Here is a 17242-nt window from a genome sequence, read left to right as displayed (position 1 = left end):
CTATTAAGAAAACGGCGAAGAGCGTAATTTTGTATTCGATTTGGTAGGATAATGCAAATCATATATCCCAAAACAAAAGAAGGCACGGTATTATCGTGCCTTCTTTTGTTTAACTATTACGGATGATTTATTTTGCGTTTAGCTTGTCGGATAATACTTTCATGTAAAAACCGCCAATTACGCTTCTCGCTTTAAAATTATCGCGAATACCGGTATTGGAATCATAAAAATCGTTCAGCGGAACGCGTGATTCCGTTTCGATCGCATGGTTGTAAACCGGTTTTACAAGGGCTGCAAATTCTTCGCTTGTAGGTGCAAATGTTGCTGTCCAAAGTATCCAGTCATTTTTAGTATAAGCTTTTCTGCTGTCAAGCGGTATCCCGTATTTGTTCTGCTTTGTAAGGTAATATTTTGTCTCGGTATTATATATCTTCTGCGGAAACAGGTTTAGGTTTAAAACTTTATCCCATACAAGATTATACTTTTGGCTCCAGGTATTTTTATCATCAAAAGTTAGCGCGTAATGGTCGCCGGCATCTGCCATCTCAATCCATTTTGGTACCATGCTTTCGGCAATGGCCCTGTACTTTTTCGCTGTTTCAGCTTCTCCTAAAGCTTCGGCCATTTGCGCGTAGCAAGCAATACCAACAATTGCTTTTACCGATAAATTGGCATTACGGGCCAGGTGACCGGCAAAATCATCAGTACATAACTGGGTTTTAGGGTCAAGACCTTCTTTTGTAAGATAATCAACCCAGGTAGTCAGTGTTTTCCAATGTAATTTGGCGTAATTAGTATTGCCTTGCGCCTTGGTTATAGCCGCGGTAAGAATGATCATATTACCAGATTCTTCTACCGGCATAGGCTCGCCATAAGTTTGGCCGTTAGCTAAAGGATACGTGCCAAGGTCATGCGCGGCCCATGGGTGCGGGTATTTCCCGCTTTCGCTAAAATAGAATATACCGTTTAACATACCCTGAAGCAACTCCGGTTTATAGATCAGGTATAATGGTGCCGAAGGATAGGTTACATCAACCGTATTAATGAATCCGCCACTGTTATTCTCTTTTGATAACCATAATAGTTCACCCTCCGGGCTTTTTACTAAAGTGTGGGCCGCTATACTTTGGCGGTAAGCTATTACACATAAATGCGCGTATTCTTTACCGCCCGATTTTAATGCTGTAGCATATACTTCCTTGTTAAAAGCATCGCATTGTTGCATTACAGATTTATATTCGGTTGCAGCAGCAGCAAGTTGCCCCTCAATAGTTTCCTTGCCGGAGTTATTCCACCATGGCCTTAAATTCTTTTTAAAATATTGAATGGCATATATCTCATCATACCCCAGTTCAATAAAACGCTCAACCGGTGTTTTGCCAACTGTACCAAAAGGAATTACGGTGTTTAACGATAACGATTTGCCACGAGCAGCAGTTGAGGCAGATGATCCATTTCTGAAAGCGTCAGCAGCCTCATTGCCGGAAGTAATAAACTGAACCGCACCGCTTGTTTTAGGTGCTGCTACATAAAAATAGCCCCAGTCTATGCGCATATCATCTGCACCTTTTTGCAAAATGGGTTGTTCTGCTGTTCCGGTTTTTAAGATAGATAGCTTATCTGTAGCATACTTTTGAGCGGTAACTTCCTGCGATGGGCGGAACACTGCGATGTTTGACGACGCACTTAATAACACTTTTACCGTATGGTTTTTTCCATCATTAGCACTTACATTATAAGTTATATACGAAACCGGACGCGATAATAAAGCAAGATCTTTCATTAATAACGGCGAGGTAAATGTCAATTTCAGATCTACTTTACCGCAGGTAAAATTATAAATGGTTTGGGTAGCTGTTATATCTACATTTTTTTGTTCTGCCAGCTGTATCTTAGCAGCGCTATCCTTTTGTTTGTCTACTAATCCAAAATCAAGGTATCTGCCACCTGCACTATTAGCCAAATGAATAGCGATGACATTTTGGCCTGCTTTAATTTCACTCTTATTAATAGGGAAATACTGAAATGTATTTGTCCAGCCTGTTTTTTCATAAACCTTTTTGCCGTTTAGGTAAACCTCTATGTTATCATCGTGGTTCATTTTCAAAAACAACTCATTAATGCCCGATGTATTTGCAATGTTAAAGGTTCTCTTTACCCATATATCATGTGATTTCCAAAGTGTTTTTACCGTGTTGGCATCGTCGCCTATAGGTGCTGATCCCGATTTCCAGTCGCCATCGGTATTTGTTGCCGATGTCCAGTCGCCCTTTGGTTCTGTTTCGGTATATTTAACAGTGAATGGGCTTTCGTCTGATGTAGGTAATATCACCTTGTAGTTCACCTCTTCCTTACCTAAAAAACGGTATATGCTGCCATCTACATTTATAAGCCCTAAAAGTGAATGATCGGCACCAGTCCAATGCGTAGTTGTTGATGCCTGCAGCTCATCAGTGTTTGACCAAATACTGAAGTTTGGGTTGTGAGTAATCAGCGGATAAGAAGGCGCTTTCCTTTCTTGCGCGCTGGTTTGGCCGATAACAAAAAGGCAGGCCAGCATGCCGAGGAACTTTAATTTGTTGAATTGGTTCATATAGTTGTGTTTTCGATAATTGACGCGGTAAAATTAAGTCACTGCACTCGCTTAGCTCCGATTTATTGTATCAAGCTTTCGCTTAATCGTCTCATATGTATTAAATGTTATAAAATATACGACTAATAAAGTGAAAAGTGCATGAATTTTAGTAGGATAGGTAGATTAATTGAGTGAAAAGCAGTATCAAAAATATTTTTTAAGACACTGCTTTTCACTGCTATTTTCTTTATTTAAAAAGTAACTTTATGTTTTAGTGCTCTGTATTTTGAAAAGAAATTCGGCATAGTATATAAATTCTATAGATTTAATATATTATACTTGTAGATAGATACCTTTTAAATCAGCTAATCATAATTACAATTCAGATACTATGGCAGAAAAACCAAAACAAACAGCATTAGGTGATGTAGCCGCAAGGCAGTTAGCCATCGCTACACGTACAGTACCACAATTATTAAACACGTCGCCCCGCTGGTTAACATTATTGTTAAACTGGGTGCCTGTAGAGTCGGGAGTTTACCGGTTAAACAAGGTAAAAGATGCCGATAATGTAGAAGTAGATTGCTCATCGCGTGATGAGCGTGAACTGCCATCAACCTTTGTTGATTACATTGACAACCCGCGCGAGTATAACTTAAGCGCGGTAAACACGGTACTTGATGTGCACACGCGTGTATCTGATCTGTACAGCAAGCCTTACAACCAAATTAGTGAGCAGTTACGCCTAACTATTGAGATCATCAAAGAAAGGCAGGAGAGTGAACTGATCAACAACCTGGAATATGGTTTACTAAGCAGCATTGCCGATTCACAGAAAATTAAAACACGCCTTGGCCCCCCAACACCTGATGATCTGGATGAGCTGATCACTAAAGTGTGGAAAGAGCCTGGTTTCTTCCTGTTGCACCCTTTAGCAATAGCCGCGTTCGGGCGCGAGTGTACCCGCAGGGGCGTACCGCCGCCAACCGTATCGCTGTTTGGCTCGCAATTTATTACCTGGAGAGGTATACCGCTTATCCCTTCAGATAAATTGCCTATTGTAAACAACAAATCTAAAATAATACTTATCCGCACAGGTGAAAGCCGCCGCGGTGTAGTTGGCTTATACCAGCCGGGCCTTCCCGGTGAGCAATCGCCGGGCTTATCGGTTCGCTTTATGGGTATCAATAACAAAGCAATTGCATCGTACCTGGTATCATTATACTGCTCATTAGCAGTGCTTGTTGATGATGCTATTGCAGTTTTAGAGGACGTTGACCTGGGAAATTACCATGAGTACAAATATTAATCACGAAAACCTGCCCGACACTGGCGAACTGGAGAAACTGGCCAACCAGTTCTTCAAAGCTGTTCCGGGCGACTTTTTGGAGCAGTTAAAGGCGCAGCAATCCCAACCGGATCTGCCAAAGCCCGATAACCTGCTGCAACAAAGTTTTGCACCTGATGAGAGTTTGTTAAACATTACTCCGCAGGCAAATACTTATGAGTACGCTAAATTGCCAAAATCGGTAGCGGGTAGCGGTGTATCGCCTTCGGCTATAAATCAGGGAAGTGTGGTGAATCTGCAAAATCCGCAAACAAGTTTTGATGACCCGGATTTTAAAGCATCGAACGCGCCTGCGGCCAATGGAGGCTTTCCATTCGGTACCGGTTTGCCTGTGCAGCCGCCGAACATAGGCTTTAGTTATTTGCAGCAGCCCGATATTCCTGTTAACAATGTACCTGAAACATTACCGGTAGGGGAACAATTTACATCGGTACCTTCAAATTTGTTTCAGTTGCCTTATCAGCAGGAGCAGCCTTTTGAGGCCGAGCTACGTGCGCTTTTAACACATAGCAATGGTGCAGGCATCAGTCCGCAAATACCGTTTGCCGGTTTACCATCGGTTAACGAAAGCTCTTTTTACTTTTTAAATAATGAGGTTGCCAAGCCATCGGTTAACCCGGTTCAAAAAGATAAAAAGGTCGGGCTAAGCCAAATAATTACGCCACCGTTTGACGTAAATCTGGTGCGCCGCGATTTTCCTATACTACAGGAGTATGTGAACGGCAAGCAGTTGATTTGGCTTGATAACGCGGCTACCACGCAAAAGCCCAAGCAGGTAATTGACCGCATCAGCTACTTTTACGAGCACGAAAACTCTAACATACACCGCGCGGCGCATGAGCTTGCTGCCAGGGCTACCGACGCGTATGAAGGCGCTCGCAAAAAAGTGCAGGAATTTTTAAACGCGGGTTCTGTTAACGAAATAGTATTTGTACGCGGTGCAACTGAAGCCATTAACCTGGTTGCTAAAAGCTGGGGCGAGCAAAACCTGCATGCAGGCGACGAGATCATTGTTAGTAACCTGGAGCACCATGCCAACATAGTACCATGGCAGCAGTTGGCCGCTAAAAAAGGCCTCAAGATAAAAGTGATCCCGGTGGATGACGACGGACAGATACTGCTTGACGAGTATACCAAATTGCTTGGGCCTAAAACTAAACTGGTTTCCTTTACACAGGTTTCCAACGCTTTAGGTACGGTTACCCCGGCAGCGCAAATCGTTCATCTGGCACATTTGGCAGGAGCGAAGGTATTGGTTGACGGCGCACAGTCGGTTTCGCACATGAGGGTTGACGTTAGGGCGCTTAATGCCGATTGGTTCGTATTTTCGGGCCACAAGGTATTTGGTCCTACAGGCATCGGTGTGCTTTACGGTAAAGAAGCGCTGCTGAACGAAACCCAGCCATGGCAGGGTGGAGGCAACATGATAGTGGATGTAACCTTTGAGCATACGCAATACCATAACGCGCCTTCACGCTTTGAGGCCGGTACCGGCAATATTGCCGACGCGGTTGGCTTGGGCGCAGCTATTGATTATGTGAGCCGTTTGGGTATGGATGCCATAGCCCAATATGAGCATTATCTGCTGGAATACGCTACAGGATTACTAAAAGAAGTGCCGGGCATACGCCTGATAGGTACCGCTCCTGATAAGGCCAGTGTACTATCATTTGTATTGGCAGGCTATAAAACCGAAGAGGTGGGCGCCGAACTGAACAAAGAAGGCATCGCCGTACGTTCGGGCCACCATTGCGCGCAGCCTATTTTGCGCAGGTTTGGCGTTGAAAGTACAGTACGGCCATCTCTGGCATTTTACAATACCTGTGCCGAGATTGATGTGTTGGTTAATACCCTTCACAGGCTCGCCCGCTGATCGTACAGATCTGCAATAGAGACACCATTTTAACAGAAATTTATAATTACAGCATGAAGCAAAGCTTTATGCTGTAATTATTTACGCTCCCTCTATGATAATGTGTTGATGAAATGCATAAAAATTCCACTTAATCTATAGATTTTATTAAGTTTGTGTTCCTGCTGTTTAAAATATAGCCGGGACCGGTCGCAAAATTAATTTAAACAACCTGATGCATGAAAGAGGATAAACTGGACGGATTTATAGCGCTCCTTTACGAAACCCATAAACGTGAGTGGGAGGCTACGCCCAAGATAAGAGAATGCGTTAGCTGGCTTTCAGATCTGTTTGAGTTTCTTTTTCCTAACAATCATGCTCATAAACTATCCATCTACGGCGGACAGCTCAAAAAAAACCAGATCGATCTGGAAAACATATTATTAAGTTACCTTGATACCAAAGAGGTAGAAGTGGAAAGCGCGGTAAATGCCTTTTACGATTCACTGCACAATATTTACCAGGATTTGCGGCAGGATGCATCAATGATCTATGAAAAAGATCCGGCTGCCATCAGCATACATGAGGTCATCGTATCTTACCCCGGGTTTTATGCTATTGCTGTATACCGCATAGCCCACCGTTTAACCCAACTCGCTATACCTATTTTACCCCGTATATTATGCGAACACGCGCACGGTAAAACCGGGGTGGATATTCACCCCAAAGCCAGCATTGGAGTACCATTTTGTATTGACCATGGTACCGGTATTGTAATAGGGGCTACAAGTGTTATCGGCAAAAATGTAACCATCTATCAGGGCGTAACTTTAGGTGCATCGCAGGTAAGTAAACAACTGTCGGAAACTAAAAGACACCCTACGGTAGAAGATAATGTGATCATTTATGCAAGGAGTACCATCCTTGGCGGACACACCGTGATAGGCCACAATAGCGTTATAGGCGGCAGCGTATTTCTTACTAAAACAGTGCAGCCTTACTCTCATGTATTTAACACGCATCAACTGCGTGTCGAAATAAAAAACAATTAACTCATTATTTAACAATGGTTGCCAAGCTCAGCTCATCCGAGGTAGTACATTTTTTGATCATCCTGATCGTTATTCTTATTCCCGCGCGTTTATTGGGCGAGCTATGTAGAAGATTTAAGCTTCCGGCTATCATCGGTGAAATATTTGCAGGCATCATTGTTGGTCCAACTGTTTTGGGTTTATTATTTCCCTCACTGTTCGAAAATATCTTTTTATCAGCCCCGCACGCCTTTCAGGCTTTCGACGGGATATCGAATATCGGTATCATCCTGCTGATGTTCATTGCCGGGTTCGAGGTCGACCTGAAACAGATCAGGCAAAATGGCAAGCAGGCCATCAGTATCAGCCTTACTGGTATTTTATTTCCCTTTGCTATCGGCTTTGCCGCGGTGTGGTTCTTTTATGATAGCCACTTTGCCAATGGATTCAATACTCAGCTGGTTACGTCGCTGTTTTTTGGTACCGCGCTTTCCATCACCGCGCTGGCGGTAATTACCAAAATATTGCTCGATCTTGATATTTTGAACACCCGCATAGGTAACATTGTGCTTACCGCCGCCATGGTTGATGATTTTTTAGGTTGGATATTATTTTCGATAATTATTCAACTGATGCATACAGGTAAAGAGGAAGCTTCTTTTTGGTCGGTTACTATTGTAGTATTGTACGCGGTCTTTATGCTTACTGCCGGCCGTTGGTTTATCCACAAGGCATTGGCCTTTGGCGGCAGGTCGCAAAAAACAGGCCGTATGCTTACTATGGCCGTATGCCTTTGCCTTATCAGTGCTTGCATTACCGAAATATTGGGGGTGAGGGCTGTGTTCGGTGCCTTTTTGGTAGGTATAGGTATCAATGATTCTGCTTATTTTACCGAGAAGCATAAGCATGTTTTGCATCAGTTTACCATTTTCGTATTGGCGCCACTATTTTTTGCCTCGGTGGGTCTTCGGTTAAACTTCATCGCCAATTTCGACATCGAGATTGTAGGTCTTATATTGGTTGTAGCGTGCTTGGCTAAGCTTATTGGCGCAGGCATAGGCAGCGCGTTAAGCGGTATGAGCAAAAATGAATCGATAGCGGTAGCCTTTGGTATGAACGCCAGGGGCGCACAGGAGATCGTGCTTGGTTTGCTGGCGTTGCAGGCAAAGATCATCAGCGAACCTGTATTTGAAGGTTTGGTAGTAATGACTATTGTTACCATGATCATTTCGGGGCCTATTATGAAATACTATTTTTTAAAGGAACAAAGCGCGATCTTAGTAAAACAAGCTAAGCTAATGGATAAAAGCCTTGGGTAATTGACGGCACCGGATAGACGGGTAATTGCATCTTTCGATTTATAGCGATTAGCTCTTTCCTGTTGTTTGCATGGCAATTACATGTCCGCAGAACAAGCCTCTAATGTTTTGTATTCGCATTGAAACAGGTACTTTTGGCCATAGGCGTATTTTAGCCGGAGATATATATACTTCTGCTTTTTACCAGTGCCTTTTATTAGCTATGCAAACCCTTAAACAATTACAAAAAGGAGAATTAAAAGGTGCTGTTTCATTAAAACTTACCGAAGGGCTTTCGCATTTTCCACCGGAGATATTCGAATTGGCTGATACGCTGGAACTGCTTGACCTTTCATTTAATAAATTAAGTGAATTACCTGCCGACTTCGGCCGCTTAAAGAAACTCAAGATCTTTTTTGCATCAGAAAATTTGTTCACGGTTTTGCCGGAGGTACTGGCTGATTGTCCGTTGTTGGATATTGTTGGTTTTAAATCAAACATCATTGAAAGAGTGCCTGTTAGGGCGCTTAATGCTAATATTCGCTGGCTAATACTCACAAATAACCGCATAACGGAGATGCCTGCTCAAATAGGCAACTGTAGCCGCATGCAAAAGCTGATGCTTGCCGGCAATAAGTTAAATACATTGCCTGTTGAACTTGGTAAATGCCTTAATTTATCACTTTTACGTATCTCTGCAAACCAATTAAATGAGTTACCGCAATGGCTGTTAACTATGCCTTCGCTTTCGTGGCTGGCATTTTCGGGCAATCCGTTTAGTATGCAGCCCGCTATTACTACTATACCTTTTATTGATTTTAGGGAGCTGGAGCTGGGCACGCAGCTTGGCGAAGGGGCATCGGGTATTATATCAAAAGCCAAATGGCAAATTAATGATGTAATAAGTGAAATAGCCGTTAAAATATTTAAAGGCGCAGTTACCAGTGACGGCCTCCCCGAAGATGAAATGTTTACCTATATGGCAGCAGGTAACCATTATGGTTTGGTAAAACTGCTTGGGCAAATAGACTCACATCCCGAAGGAAAACAAGGGCTCGTGATGGACCTTATTCCGCAACGTTTTTTTAACCTGGGTAACCCGCCAAGTTTTAGCAGTTGTACCCGCGATGTTTTTAAGGAAAACATGAATTTATCAGTACTCCAGGTGCAAAAAATAGCTTTAACCATAGCATCATTAGCTGCGCAACTACATACTAAGGGTATTATGCACGCCGATCTTTATGCCCATAATATATTAATAGATGAAGAGGGAAATACGTTGTTCGGTGATTTTGGTGCAGCTTGCTTTTACAACCAATCGGATACCGTAACAGCTAATCTGACGCAACGAATAGAAGTTAGTGCTTACGGCCATTTACTGGATGATTTGCTTGGTTTGTGCAGGGAAAAAGGCGAGGATGAATTTTTGACAAAACTAGCCGTTTTACGTAATGCTTGTACATCGCAAAATGTTGCTTTGCGTCCCAGCTTTCAATATTTGGCCAATGAACTGAGTAGGTTTCAAAGCGATATCTGAATAGTATAGGGGTAAACTTTCGTGGTAATAGCTTTTTATCTAAAAGCTATTATGTCCGTTTCATTGGCTTATTTGTCCAACTATGTGGGCATATTACGGTACTCTGTTTTTTTGAGATACATTTGTAAATGTTTAAAGCCTATCAGATCAAGTGGTATTTTATTTTAACCGGGATACTTGCAGTAAGCAGCTTATTACTAAGGCAAATAAGTTTAAGGCAGATTGAATTATGGGAGTATTTTGATTTTTTCTTCCGTTTGTTAACCACCACCATTACCTGCTGGCTTATTCATGGTTATTTTTTGCTGCACAAGTTTTCATTTAATAATACCATCAAGCAATTCCTGAGCAACGCGGCAGCCATTGCGGGTACCATGATCTTAAGTTATTTGTTTGCCAGGTATTTACCTACTACGCATTTAAACGATCCGCCTACAGCGCCCAATATCGGCGCTGTGTATATGATACATTTTATGAGGGCGTTCTTTTTGAGTATTATCTGTTACATCGTTTTTTACAGCATTCATGCCAATACTGCCCTGCAATCATCAAAACTGGAGAACGAGATACTGGAGCAGGCCCATCTGCGGGCACAATTGTTATCGCTGCAACAGCAAATAAGTCCACATTTTTTATTTAACTCTTTAAGTACATTAAAAACCATAGCGGTAGATCAGCCAACAAAAAACTACGTTGTTCAGTTGGCAGCCGTATACCGTTACGTTTTAAATTTTAACGAGCAATATTTAACCGAACTGCAAGACGAACTTACCTTCATCCGCTCGTATCTGTACATTATGGGCGAACGATACGAGGATGCCTTGCAGGTAAAGATCGAAATACCCGACAGTCATTTCAGGTACCAGATACCGCCGCTCTCGTTACAGTTGCTGGTTGAAAACGCCATTAAACACAATACCATAGCGCCCGATCAGCCTTTGCATATCTTAATAACCACTAATGATAGTCCGGCGCTTATAGTGGAAAATAACTTTCAACCCAAAAAAATCCCCGATGAAAGCACGGGCACCGGTTTAAAAAACATTCGCGAACGATATAAGTTGTTATTTCATCAGCCCATTCAGGTACTAAATGAGGGGGGCAAGTTTTCGGTTACTTTACCATTATTAATAAAATGAGAGTAGTTATTATTGAAGATGAAAGCAAAACGGCCAAGGAGCTGAAAAGCATGCTGGAGGAAATAGATGGCGACATTCGTGTTGAAATTGTACTGCCTTCTGTAGCTACGGCAATAAAATGGCTTAAGGAAAACCCTGCACCCGAGCTCATCTTTTCTGACATTCAGTTAGGGGATGGCTTAAGTTTTGAAATATTCAGAGATGTACAAACGGAAGCTCCCGTTATATTTTGCACCGCTTTTGACGAATACGCCATTAGGGCATTTGAATCAAACAGCATCGATTATTTGCTGAAGCCCGTTACCGAGGATATGCTGCAACGCAGTCTCGAAAAATACCTGCGGTTTAAAGAGCACCTCATCAGCAGTAACCAATATTTGTTAAACCTCAATAAAGTACTGGTACAAATGGATACCAGCTACAAGCAAAATATACTGGTTCACTACCGCGAAAAGATAATACCTATACGGGTAGCCGATATCTACTTCATATACGCCTCAAACGGAGTTGTTTATGTTTATACAGGCAATAACAAGAGCTATCCGGTTCAGTATACTATTGAGCAAATGGAAGCCATGCTTAACCCGCAGCAATTTTTCAGAGCCAACCGTAAGTTTATTCTCAACCGGGATATAATCAGTAACATCGAACATTATTTTAACCGTAAACTGGTGGTGGTTACCAGTTACGAGTCACCCGAAAAGATCATCATCAGTAAGGTGAGGGCACCCGCGTTTTTAAAGTGGATGGAGCAATAAGCCGCTACATTGCTGTATAGTGCTGATCTGTACCTTCAACTCTTTGTCCGTTTCATTACCCATTTTGTCCCGTTCATTTTAATATCCCGGTACCGGTAGCCCTGCCGGGATAGTTTTGCGCCATTAAGTAACCCAAAGTATTGGCACTTATAGCAAAACATGAAAAAGAACATAGCACTGGCCATCATTTGCTTTCTGCCTTTCCACTTGTTTGCCCAGCAACAATGGAATTTAAAGGAATGCATTGATTACGGCTTAAAAAATAACCGCAGCAACACGGTTTACGAAAACGAAAAAAAGGCTGCCGATGCAAAGGCCAAAGAGGCACTTGCCGATTACCTGCCCAAGGTAAACGTTACCGGCACATTTGACGACAATTTAAAGGTTCAGCAATCAGTTATCCCGGCTGGCGTATTCGGCCCCGACCCGGTGAAGGTGGCCTTTACCCAAAAGTTTAATACCAACGGTACCGTTCAGCTCGATCAAACTATTTACGATCAGTCCTTACTGAACGGCTTAAAGGCAAACAAATTCAGCAAGCAACAGGCCGATCTGAACATTAAGCAAAACGAAGAAACCATTATTTACAACATCAGCAATGCTTATTACCAGATATATGTATACCGCGAGCAGCTGCGCTTGCTGAAGGAGAACCTGGAAACCTATCATAAGCAAATGGACATTTCGAAATTGCAGGTACAAAAGGGCGTTACCCTGCAAAAAGATCTGGATAAGGTTACGGTAGATTACAACAACGCGTCATCGCAGATCCGCGTGGCCGAAAGCAACTTAACCCTGTCAGAAAATCAGCTTAAATACGAAATGGGCTATCCTATCAATACGGTATTACCAGTTGATAGCGCGGCACAGCAAGATGTGGCTATGCCCGCGGCGGTTAATACCAACAGCAGCTCATTTTCGGCATTTAACCGTACCGATTACCAGTTATCGGAGGTAAACTCCAAACTGCTGCAAATAGACCAGAGCCGCATAAAGGCTGGCGCTTTACCTAAGCTGACAGGTTATGTACGCTATGGCGCCGTTGGTTTCGGCAACACATTAGGCCCGGCATTTAGTGATCTTAACCCTTTTTCGGCCGTTGGTTTAAAGCTTACCATACCGCTTTTCGATATGTTTAAACGTAACGCGCAGTATAACCAGGCCAAATACAAAAGCCTCAATGCCATAGAGAACCTCAAGCTTGATGCCGGTAAATACCAGCTGGAGTATGAAAACTCACGTACCAAACTGATAAAAGCGCAAACCAACCTGGATAACGACAGGCGAAACATAGCCCTGGCCGAGTCGGTTTTTAAAACTACCGACCTGCAATACAAAAAAGGGGTTACAGATTTGATAGACTGGCTTACCGCCCGCAACTCCATCAAAGACGCTCAAAACAATTACCTCAGCTCGCTCTACAGCTTTTACCAGGCCAAACTCGATCTTGAAAAAGCCGGCGGCAGCCTTAAAACCTTTTATAGCTCACTTTAAAATATGAAACGCAAATATATAATCAGCCTCATCGTAGTGGTGTTACTGGCCCTGATCATCTTCAGGCTTGCTGCTAACAAAAGCACTTTAGATAAAAAGAAAGAACCGGCCAAAGATTCAGTAGTAAGCATACCTGTAAAGGTTGCCACAGCAAAAGAGCAGTTACAGGAAGTAAGCCTGATAAAAACAGGTAACCTGGCTCCGTTTAAAGAGGCAAAGGTGCTATCAACCACCGGCGGTACCATACAGCAATTACGGTTTAACCTGGGCGACCACGTAACCGAAGGCCAGGTACTGGCTATAATGGATACCCGTTTGGCGCAGCTTGATCTGCAAAAGGCGGAAACCAATGCCGCCAAGTTAAAACGCGATCTGCAAAACTATACTGAATTATTGCAGGGGCAGGCCGCCACGCAGGAAAAGGTAAACGAGATCAATCAAAATTACCTGGACGCCGCCAACCAGGTGAGCCAGATCAAAAAGCAGATTAGCGACGCGGCCATTAAAGCCCCAACCAGCGGAACCATATCTGAAAGACCGATAGAACAGGGCGTTTTTGCCAATGCCGGTACGCAAATAGCAACCATTGTTAACCTGTCGCAAGCCAAGGTACAGCTTAACCTTACCGAGATGGAGGTTTACCAGGTTAAACAGGGCCAGCAGGTAAAAATTACTACAGATGTTTACCCGGGGCAGGTTTTTAACGGCAGCATCAGCTTTATCAGTCCGCAGGCTGATGAAACCCATAATTATAAGATAGAGATTATGGCCGATAATAAAGAAAGCGCGCTGCTGCGTTCGGGTACGTTCGTTTACGCCGATTTTTCGCGGAAGACGACACAAAATATATTGCTTATACCACGCGAGGCATTAACAGAGAGCATTAAAGATGCCAGCGTGTATGTGGTGCAAAATAACGTAGTGCGCCAAAAGCCAATAAAAACAGGTATTGAAATGGGCGGCATGATACAGGTAACCTCCGGTTTAAAACCGGGCGAAGTGGTGGTAACATCCGGGCAGATCAACCTGAAGGATGGCGCACAGGTAAGTATTTCTAAATAAAACGAGCAGCCATGTCAATAACAGAAATTGCCGTTAAACGGCCCCTTTTAATCATAGTAATTTTTACGGTGCTGTTCATTTTTGGCGCGCGGTCTTACTTCAGCCTTAATTATAACCTGCTGCCCAAAATAGAGGTGCCTACGGTATCGGTTAGTACGGTTTACCCGGGTGCCGCCGCCGCCGAGGTGGAAACATCGGTAACTAAAAAGCTGGAAGATGCTTTTTCATCTGTAGAAGGTTTGGATAAGATCACCTCTACCTCGCAGGAGGGTATATCAAGCGTGGTTGTACAACTAAAAAGCGGAACCGACATTGACCAGGCCGAACGCGACATTCAGCGCAAGGCCGATCAGGTACAGAATGACCTGCCCGACGATATTGATAAGCCTGTTGTAAACAAGATCAATCTCGAAGAAACGCCGGTAATTAAAGCGGGTGTAACCTCGCAGCGGTCGCCGCGCGATCTGTATGATTTTGTCGATAAGCAATTGCTGCCCTTGCTGCAAAATGTGGCGGGCGTAGGCCAGGTAAATATTATTGGCGGCGATGAACGCGAAATTCAGGTAAACATAGATCAGGACAAGCTGAAAGCCTACGGTTTGGGAATAGGCCAGGTAACCGATGCTTTAAGCAAAGCCAATCAATCGTTCCCGGCAGGTAGTATTGAAACACGTAACCAGCAAATGTCTATCCGTTTTGATGCCAATGTAACATCGGTAGCTCAAATTCGCGGCCTTATTGTACAGCAAAGGCCAAAAGCGGGCAGTGTTTACCTTAAGGATATTGCCGAGGTAGTAGATGCTACGGCAAAAACCACAGCCATTAACCATATTAACGGCATACCATCAATAGGTGTACAAATTATTAAGCAAACCGATGCCAATGCGGTAGATGTAACCGATCTGGTGAAAAAGAAGTTCATCGAAATAGAATCGCAATATAAAAGTGAAAATTTAAAATTCAGCGTATCGTCCGATCAGAGTATTTACACGCTTAAATCGGCAAATGCCGTAATGGAAGATCTTGGCCTTGCTGTGGTGATAGTAGGTATAGTGATGCTGGCCTTTTTGCATAGCTTTCGCAGCTCTATGTTTGTATTGGTAGCGCTGCCGTCGTCCATCATCCCAACTTTCATCGCCATGTACTTTATGGGGTTTTCACTCAACCTGATGACGTTGATGGCCATGTCGCTGGTGGTAGGTATTTTGGTGGATGACTCCATTGTGGTGCTCGAAAATATTTACCGTCACCTCGAAATGGGATCGGATAAAGAGAAAGCCGCCCTGGAAGGCCGTAGCGAGATAGGTTTTACAGCATTGGCCATCACCCTGGTGGATGTTGTGGTATTCCTGCCTATTGCGTTTGCAGGCGGTATCATCGGCAACCTGTTGCAGGAGTTCTCTTTAGTGGTAGTTTTTTCTACCCTGATGAGTTTGTTCGTATCCTTTACGGTTACGCCTATGCTGGCCAGTAAATTCGGCAAGATAGAAGAGCTGAATAAGAACAGTTTATGGGGCAAGCTCAACCTCGGTTTCGAACGTTTTTTAGATACCCTGAAAGAAGACTATGGTAAGATGCTGGCCGTTGTGCTGCATAAAAAAAGGTGGTTGTTAGGTGGCGTTATCCTGCTTATTATCGGTTCTATTGCTTTGGTGCCATTCGGTTTTATAGGCGCTTCATTTATACCCAGTGCCGATCAGGGCGAGTTGTTGCTCACATTGGAGTTAACCCCTTCGGCCTCAATTTATCAAACCAATATGGTTACCCAGCAGGCCGAAAAGCTGATCATGAAACAACCCGAAGTAACCAAGGTGTTTTCGAGCGTTGGCTTTGTAAGCGGAAGCGTGGCCGGTACCACCAATAATAGTAACCGCGCCGAGATCACCGTTACACTGGTTGATAAAAAGGAAAGAAACATTTCATCAGAAGATTTTGGCGGCCGCATGCAAAAGCAGCTGAATGCGGTGATACCGGGAGTGAAGATCACTTCGGCGCCTACATCCATAACAGGCGGCGCAAACCAGGCGCCTATACAAATAGCCGTTAAAGGTATCGACCTGAAAGCCGTACGTGAAACTGCCGAAGCATACAAGAAAATTGTGGCCTCGGTACCTGGTGCCCGCTTTGTGGAACTATCTGTTAAAGACCAAAAACCACAGGTTGAGGTAAACCTGAACCGCGAAAAAACGACCTTGCTGGGTATTGATGCCAGCCAGGTAGGGGCAGCGTTGCAAAACGCGTTCAGCGGTAACGATAAAAGTAAATTTAAGCAGGCCGGTAACGAGTATGATATATTGATAGGTTTGGATAGTTACGACCGCTCGGATATCAACAACGTACGCAACCTGTCTTTTACCAACAGCGATGGCCAAACCTTTGTGCTAAGCCAGTTTGCCGATGTTACCGAAGGCTTGGGCGAAAGTGTATTACAACGCAGCGATCGCCTTGGGGCAATTACGGTTAACGCTTACGTTGCCGGCAGGCCCAGCGGTTCGGTTACCAACGATATTAAACTGAAATTACCCCAGGTAAAATTGCCCGAAGGTATTTCGGTAGAGTTTTTGGGCGATGCCAAGAACCAGGCAGATGCATTCGGCAGTTTGTTTTTTGCGCTGGGGGTAGCTATTGTATTGGTTTACCTCATTATGGTGGCCTTGTACGAAAATGCTATTTATCCTTTCGTGGTATTATTCTCTATCCCGGTTGCGCTTGTGGGGGCATTGCTTGCCCTGGCGCTTACCATGCAAACGCTCAATATATTCTCGCTGATAGGCGTGATCATGTTACTGGGACTGGTATCCAAGAACGCCATCCTGATAGTAGATTTTACAAATCACTTAAAAAGCGAAGGCCACTCGGTTACCCACGCGCTGGTTGAGGCCGGTAAAGAAAGGCTGCGCCCTATATTGATGACCACCCTTGCCATGATATTGGGTATGCTCCCCATAGCTATTGCCAGCGGCGCAGGTGCCGAAATGAAGAACGGTATGGCCTGGGTAATTATCGGCGGCTTAACCAGCTCTATGATATTAACGCTGTTTGTTGTGCCATCTATGTACCTTATTATAGAAAACCTGATGTTGAAGTTCAAAAAGAAGAAGGTAGATGACACCCAGTTACGCTTAGAAGCCCATCATTAACAATTAAT

11 protein-coding genes are annotated in these 17242 nt (G+C 43.7%); 10 read left to right on the top strand and 1 reads right to left on the bottom strand.

Annotated features, from left to right (window positions below; all coding sequences use genetic code 11):
* Positions 1-127: 127 nt before the first annotated feature.
* Positions 128-2593 (bottom strand): glutaminase family protein, encoded by a 2466-nt coding sequence (locus ABD894_RS12030; protein ID WP_345211282.1) that lies wholly within the window; start codon positions 2591-2593, stop codon positions 128-130.
* Between the two features lie 373 nt (positions 2594-2966).
* Between ABD894_RS12030 and ABD894_RS12025 the strand changes: the two genes are divergently transcribed.
* The 10 genes from ABD894_RS12025 (at position 2967) to ABD894_RS11980 (ending at position 17234) form a co-directional block, all read left to right on the top strand.
* On the top strand, positions 2967-3884 hold the full coding sequence (locus tag ABD894_RS12025) for a family 2A encapsulin nanocompartment shell protein (protein WP_345211281.1): 918 nt from the start codon (positions 2967-2969) through the stop codon (positions 3882-3884).
* A complete protein-coding gene (locus ABD894_RS12020) occupies positions 3868-5796 on the top strand; it encodes a family 2A encapsulin nanocompartment cargo protein cysteine desulfurase (protein WP_345211280.1) in 1929 nt (642 codons plus the stop codon). Before ABD894_RS12025 ends, ABD894_RS12020 begins: the two co-directional genes overlap by 17 nt.
* A 218-nt stretch (positions 5797-6014) precedes the next feature.
* Positions 6015-6827, top strand: coding sequence for a serine O-acetyltransferase (locus tag ABD894_RS12015; RefSeq protein WP_345211279.1), 813 nt, complete (start codon positions 6015-6017; stop codon positions 6825-6827).
* A gap of 14 nt (positions 6828-6841) precedes the next feature.
* Positions 6842-8125, top strand: a complete 1284-nt coding sequence (locus tag ABD894_RS12010) for a cation:proton antiporter (protein ID WP_345211278.1) — start codon at positions 6842-6844, stop codon at positions 8123-8125.
* 202 nt (positions 8126-8327) lie between these two features.
* A complete protein-coding gene (locus ABD894_RS12005) occupies positions 8328-9641 on the top strand; it encodes a leucine-rich repeat-containing protein kinase family protein (protein ID WP_345211277.1) in 1314 nt (437 codons plus the stop codon).
* 128 nt (positions 9642-9769) lie between these two features.
* Positions 9770-10780, top strand: a complete 1011-nt coding sequence (locus tag ABD894_RS12000) for a sensor histidine kinase (RefSeq protein WP_345211276.1) — start codon at positions 9770-9772, stop codon at positions 10778-10780.
* A complete protein-coding gene (locus ABD894_RS11995) occupies positions 10777-11538 on the top strand; it encodes a LytR/AlgR family response regulator transcription factor (protein WP_345211275.1) in 762 nt (253 codons plus the stop codon). The genes ABD894_RS12000 and ABD894_RS11995 overlap by 4 nt, the downstream gene beginning before the upstream one ends.
* A 159-nt stretch (positions 11539-11697) precedes the next feature.
* A complete protein-coding gene (locus tag ABD894_RS11990) occupies positions 11698-13032 on the top strand; it encodes a TolC family protein (RefSeq protein ID WP_345211274.1) in 1335 nt (444 codons plus the stop codon).
* Between the two features lie 3 nt (positions 13033-13035).
* Positions 13036-14094 (top strand): efflux RND transporter periplasmic adaptor subunit, encoded by a 1059-nt coding sequence (locus ABD894_RS11985; RefSeq protein WP_345211273.1) that lies wholly within the window; start codon positions 13036-13038, stop codon positions 14092-14094.
* An 11-nt stretch (positions 14095-14105) separates the two neighbouring features.
* Positions 14106-17234, top strand: a complete 3129-nt coding sequence (locus ABD894_RS11980) for an efflux RND transporter permease subunit (RefSeq protein WP_345211272.1) — start codon at positions 14106-14108, stop codon at positions 17232-17234.
* Positions 17235-17242 lie beyond the last annotated feature (8 nt).

The sequence above is a fragment of the Mucilaginibacter gynuensis genome (genome assembly GCF_039541195.1).
Taxonomy (GTDB): Bacteria; Bacteroidota; Bacteroidia; order Sphingobacteriales; family Sphingobacteriaceae; genus Mucilaginibacter; species Mucilaginibacter gynuensis.
Note: the sequence above shows the minus strand (reverse complement) of the source record. Positions and strands in the feature narration are given on the sequence as shown.

Coding starts and splice junctions, on each gene's coding strand:
- ABD894_RS12015 (WP_345211279.1), top strand. CDS start 6,015: ATGAAAGAGGATAAACTGGACGGATTTATAGCGCTCCTTTACGAAACC.
- ABD894_RS11985 (WP_345211273.1), top strand. CDS start 13,036: ATGAAACGCAAATATATAATCAGCCTCATCGTAGTGGTGTTACTGGCC.
- ABD894_RS12020 (WP_345211280.1), top strand. CDS start 3,868: ATGAGTACAAATATTAATCACGAAAACCTGCCCGACACTGGCGAACTG.
- ABD894_RS11980 (WP_345211272.1), top strand. CDS start 14,106: ATGTCAATAACAGAAATTGCCGTTAAACGGCCCCTTTTAATCATAGTA.
- ABD894_RS11995 (WP_345211275.1), top strand. CDS start 10,777: ATGAGAGTAGTTATTATTGAAGATGAAAGCAAAACGGCCAAGGAGCTG.
- ABD894_RS12030 (WP_345211282.1), bottom strand. CDS start 2,593: ATGAACCAATTCAACAAATTAAAGTTCCTCGGCATGCTGGCCTGCCTT.
- ABD894_RS12000 (WP_345211276.1), top strand. CDS start 9,770: ATGTTTAAAGCCTATCAGATCAAGTGGTATTTTATTTTAACCGGGATA.
- ABD894_RS12010 (WP_345211278.1), top strand. CDS start 6,842: ATGGTTGCCAAGCTCAGCTCATCCGAGGTAGTACATTTTTTGATCATC.
- ABD894_RS12005 (WP_345211277.1), top strand. CDS start 8,328: ATGCAAACCCTTAAACAATTACAAAAAGGAGAATTAAAAGGTGCTGTT.
- ABD894_RS11990 (WP_345211274.1), top strand. CDS start 11,698: ATGAAAAAGAACATAGCACTGGCCATCATTTGCTTTCTGCCTTTCCAC.
- ABD894_RS12025 (WP_345211281.1), top strand. CDS start 2,967: ATGGCAGAAAAACCAAAACAAACAGCATTAGGTGATGTAGCCGCAAGG.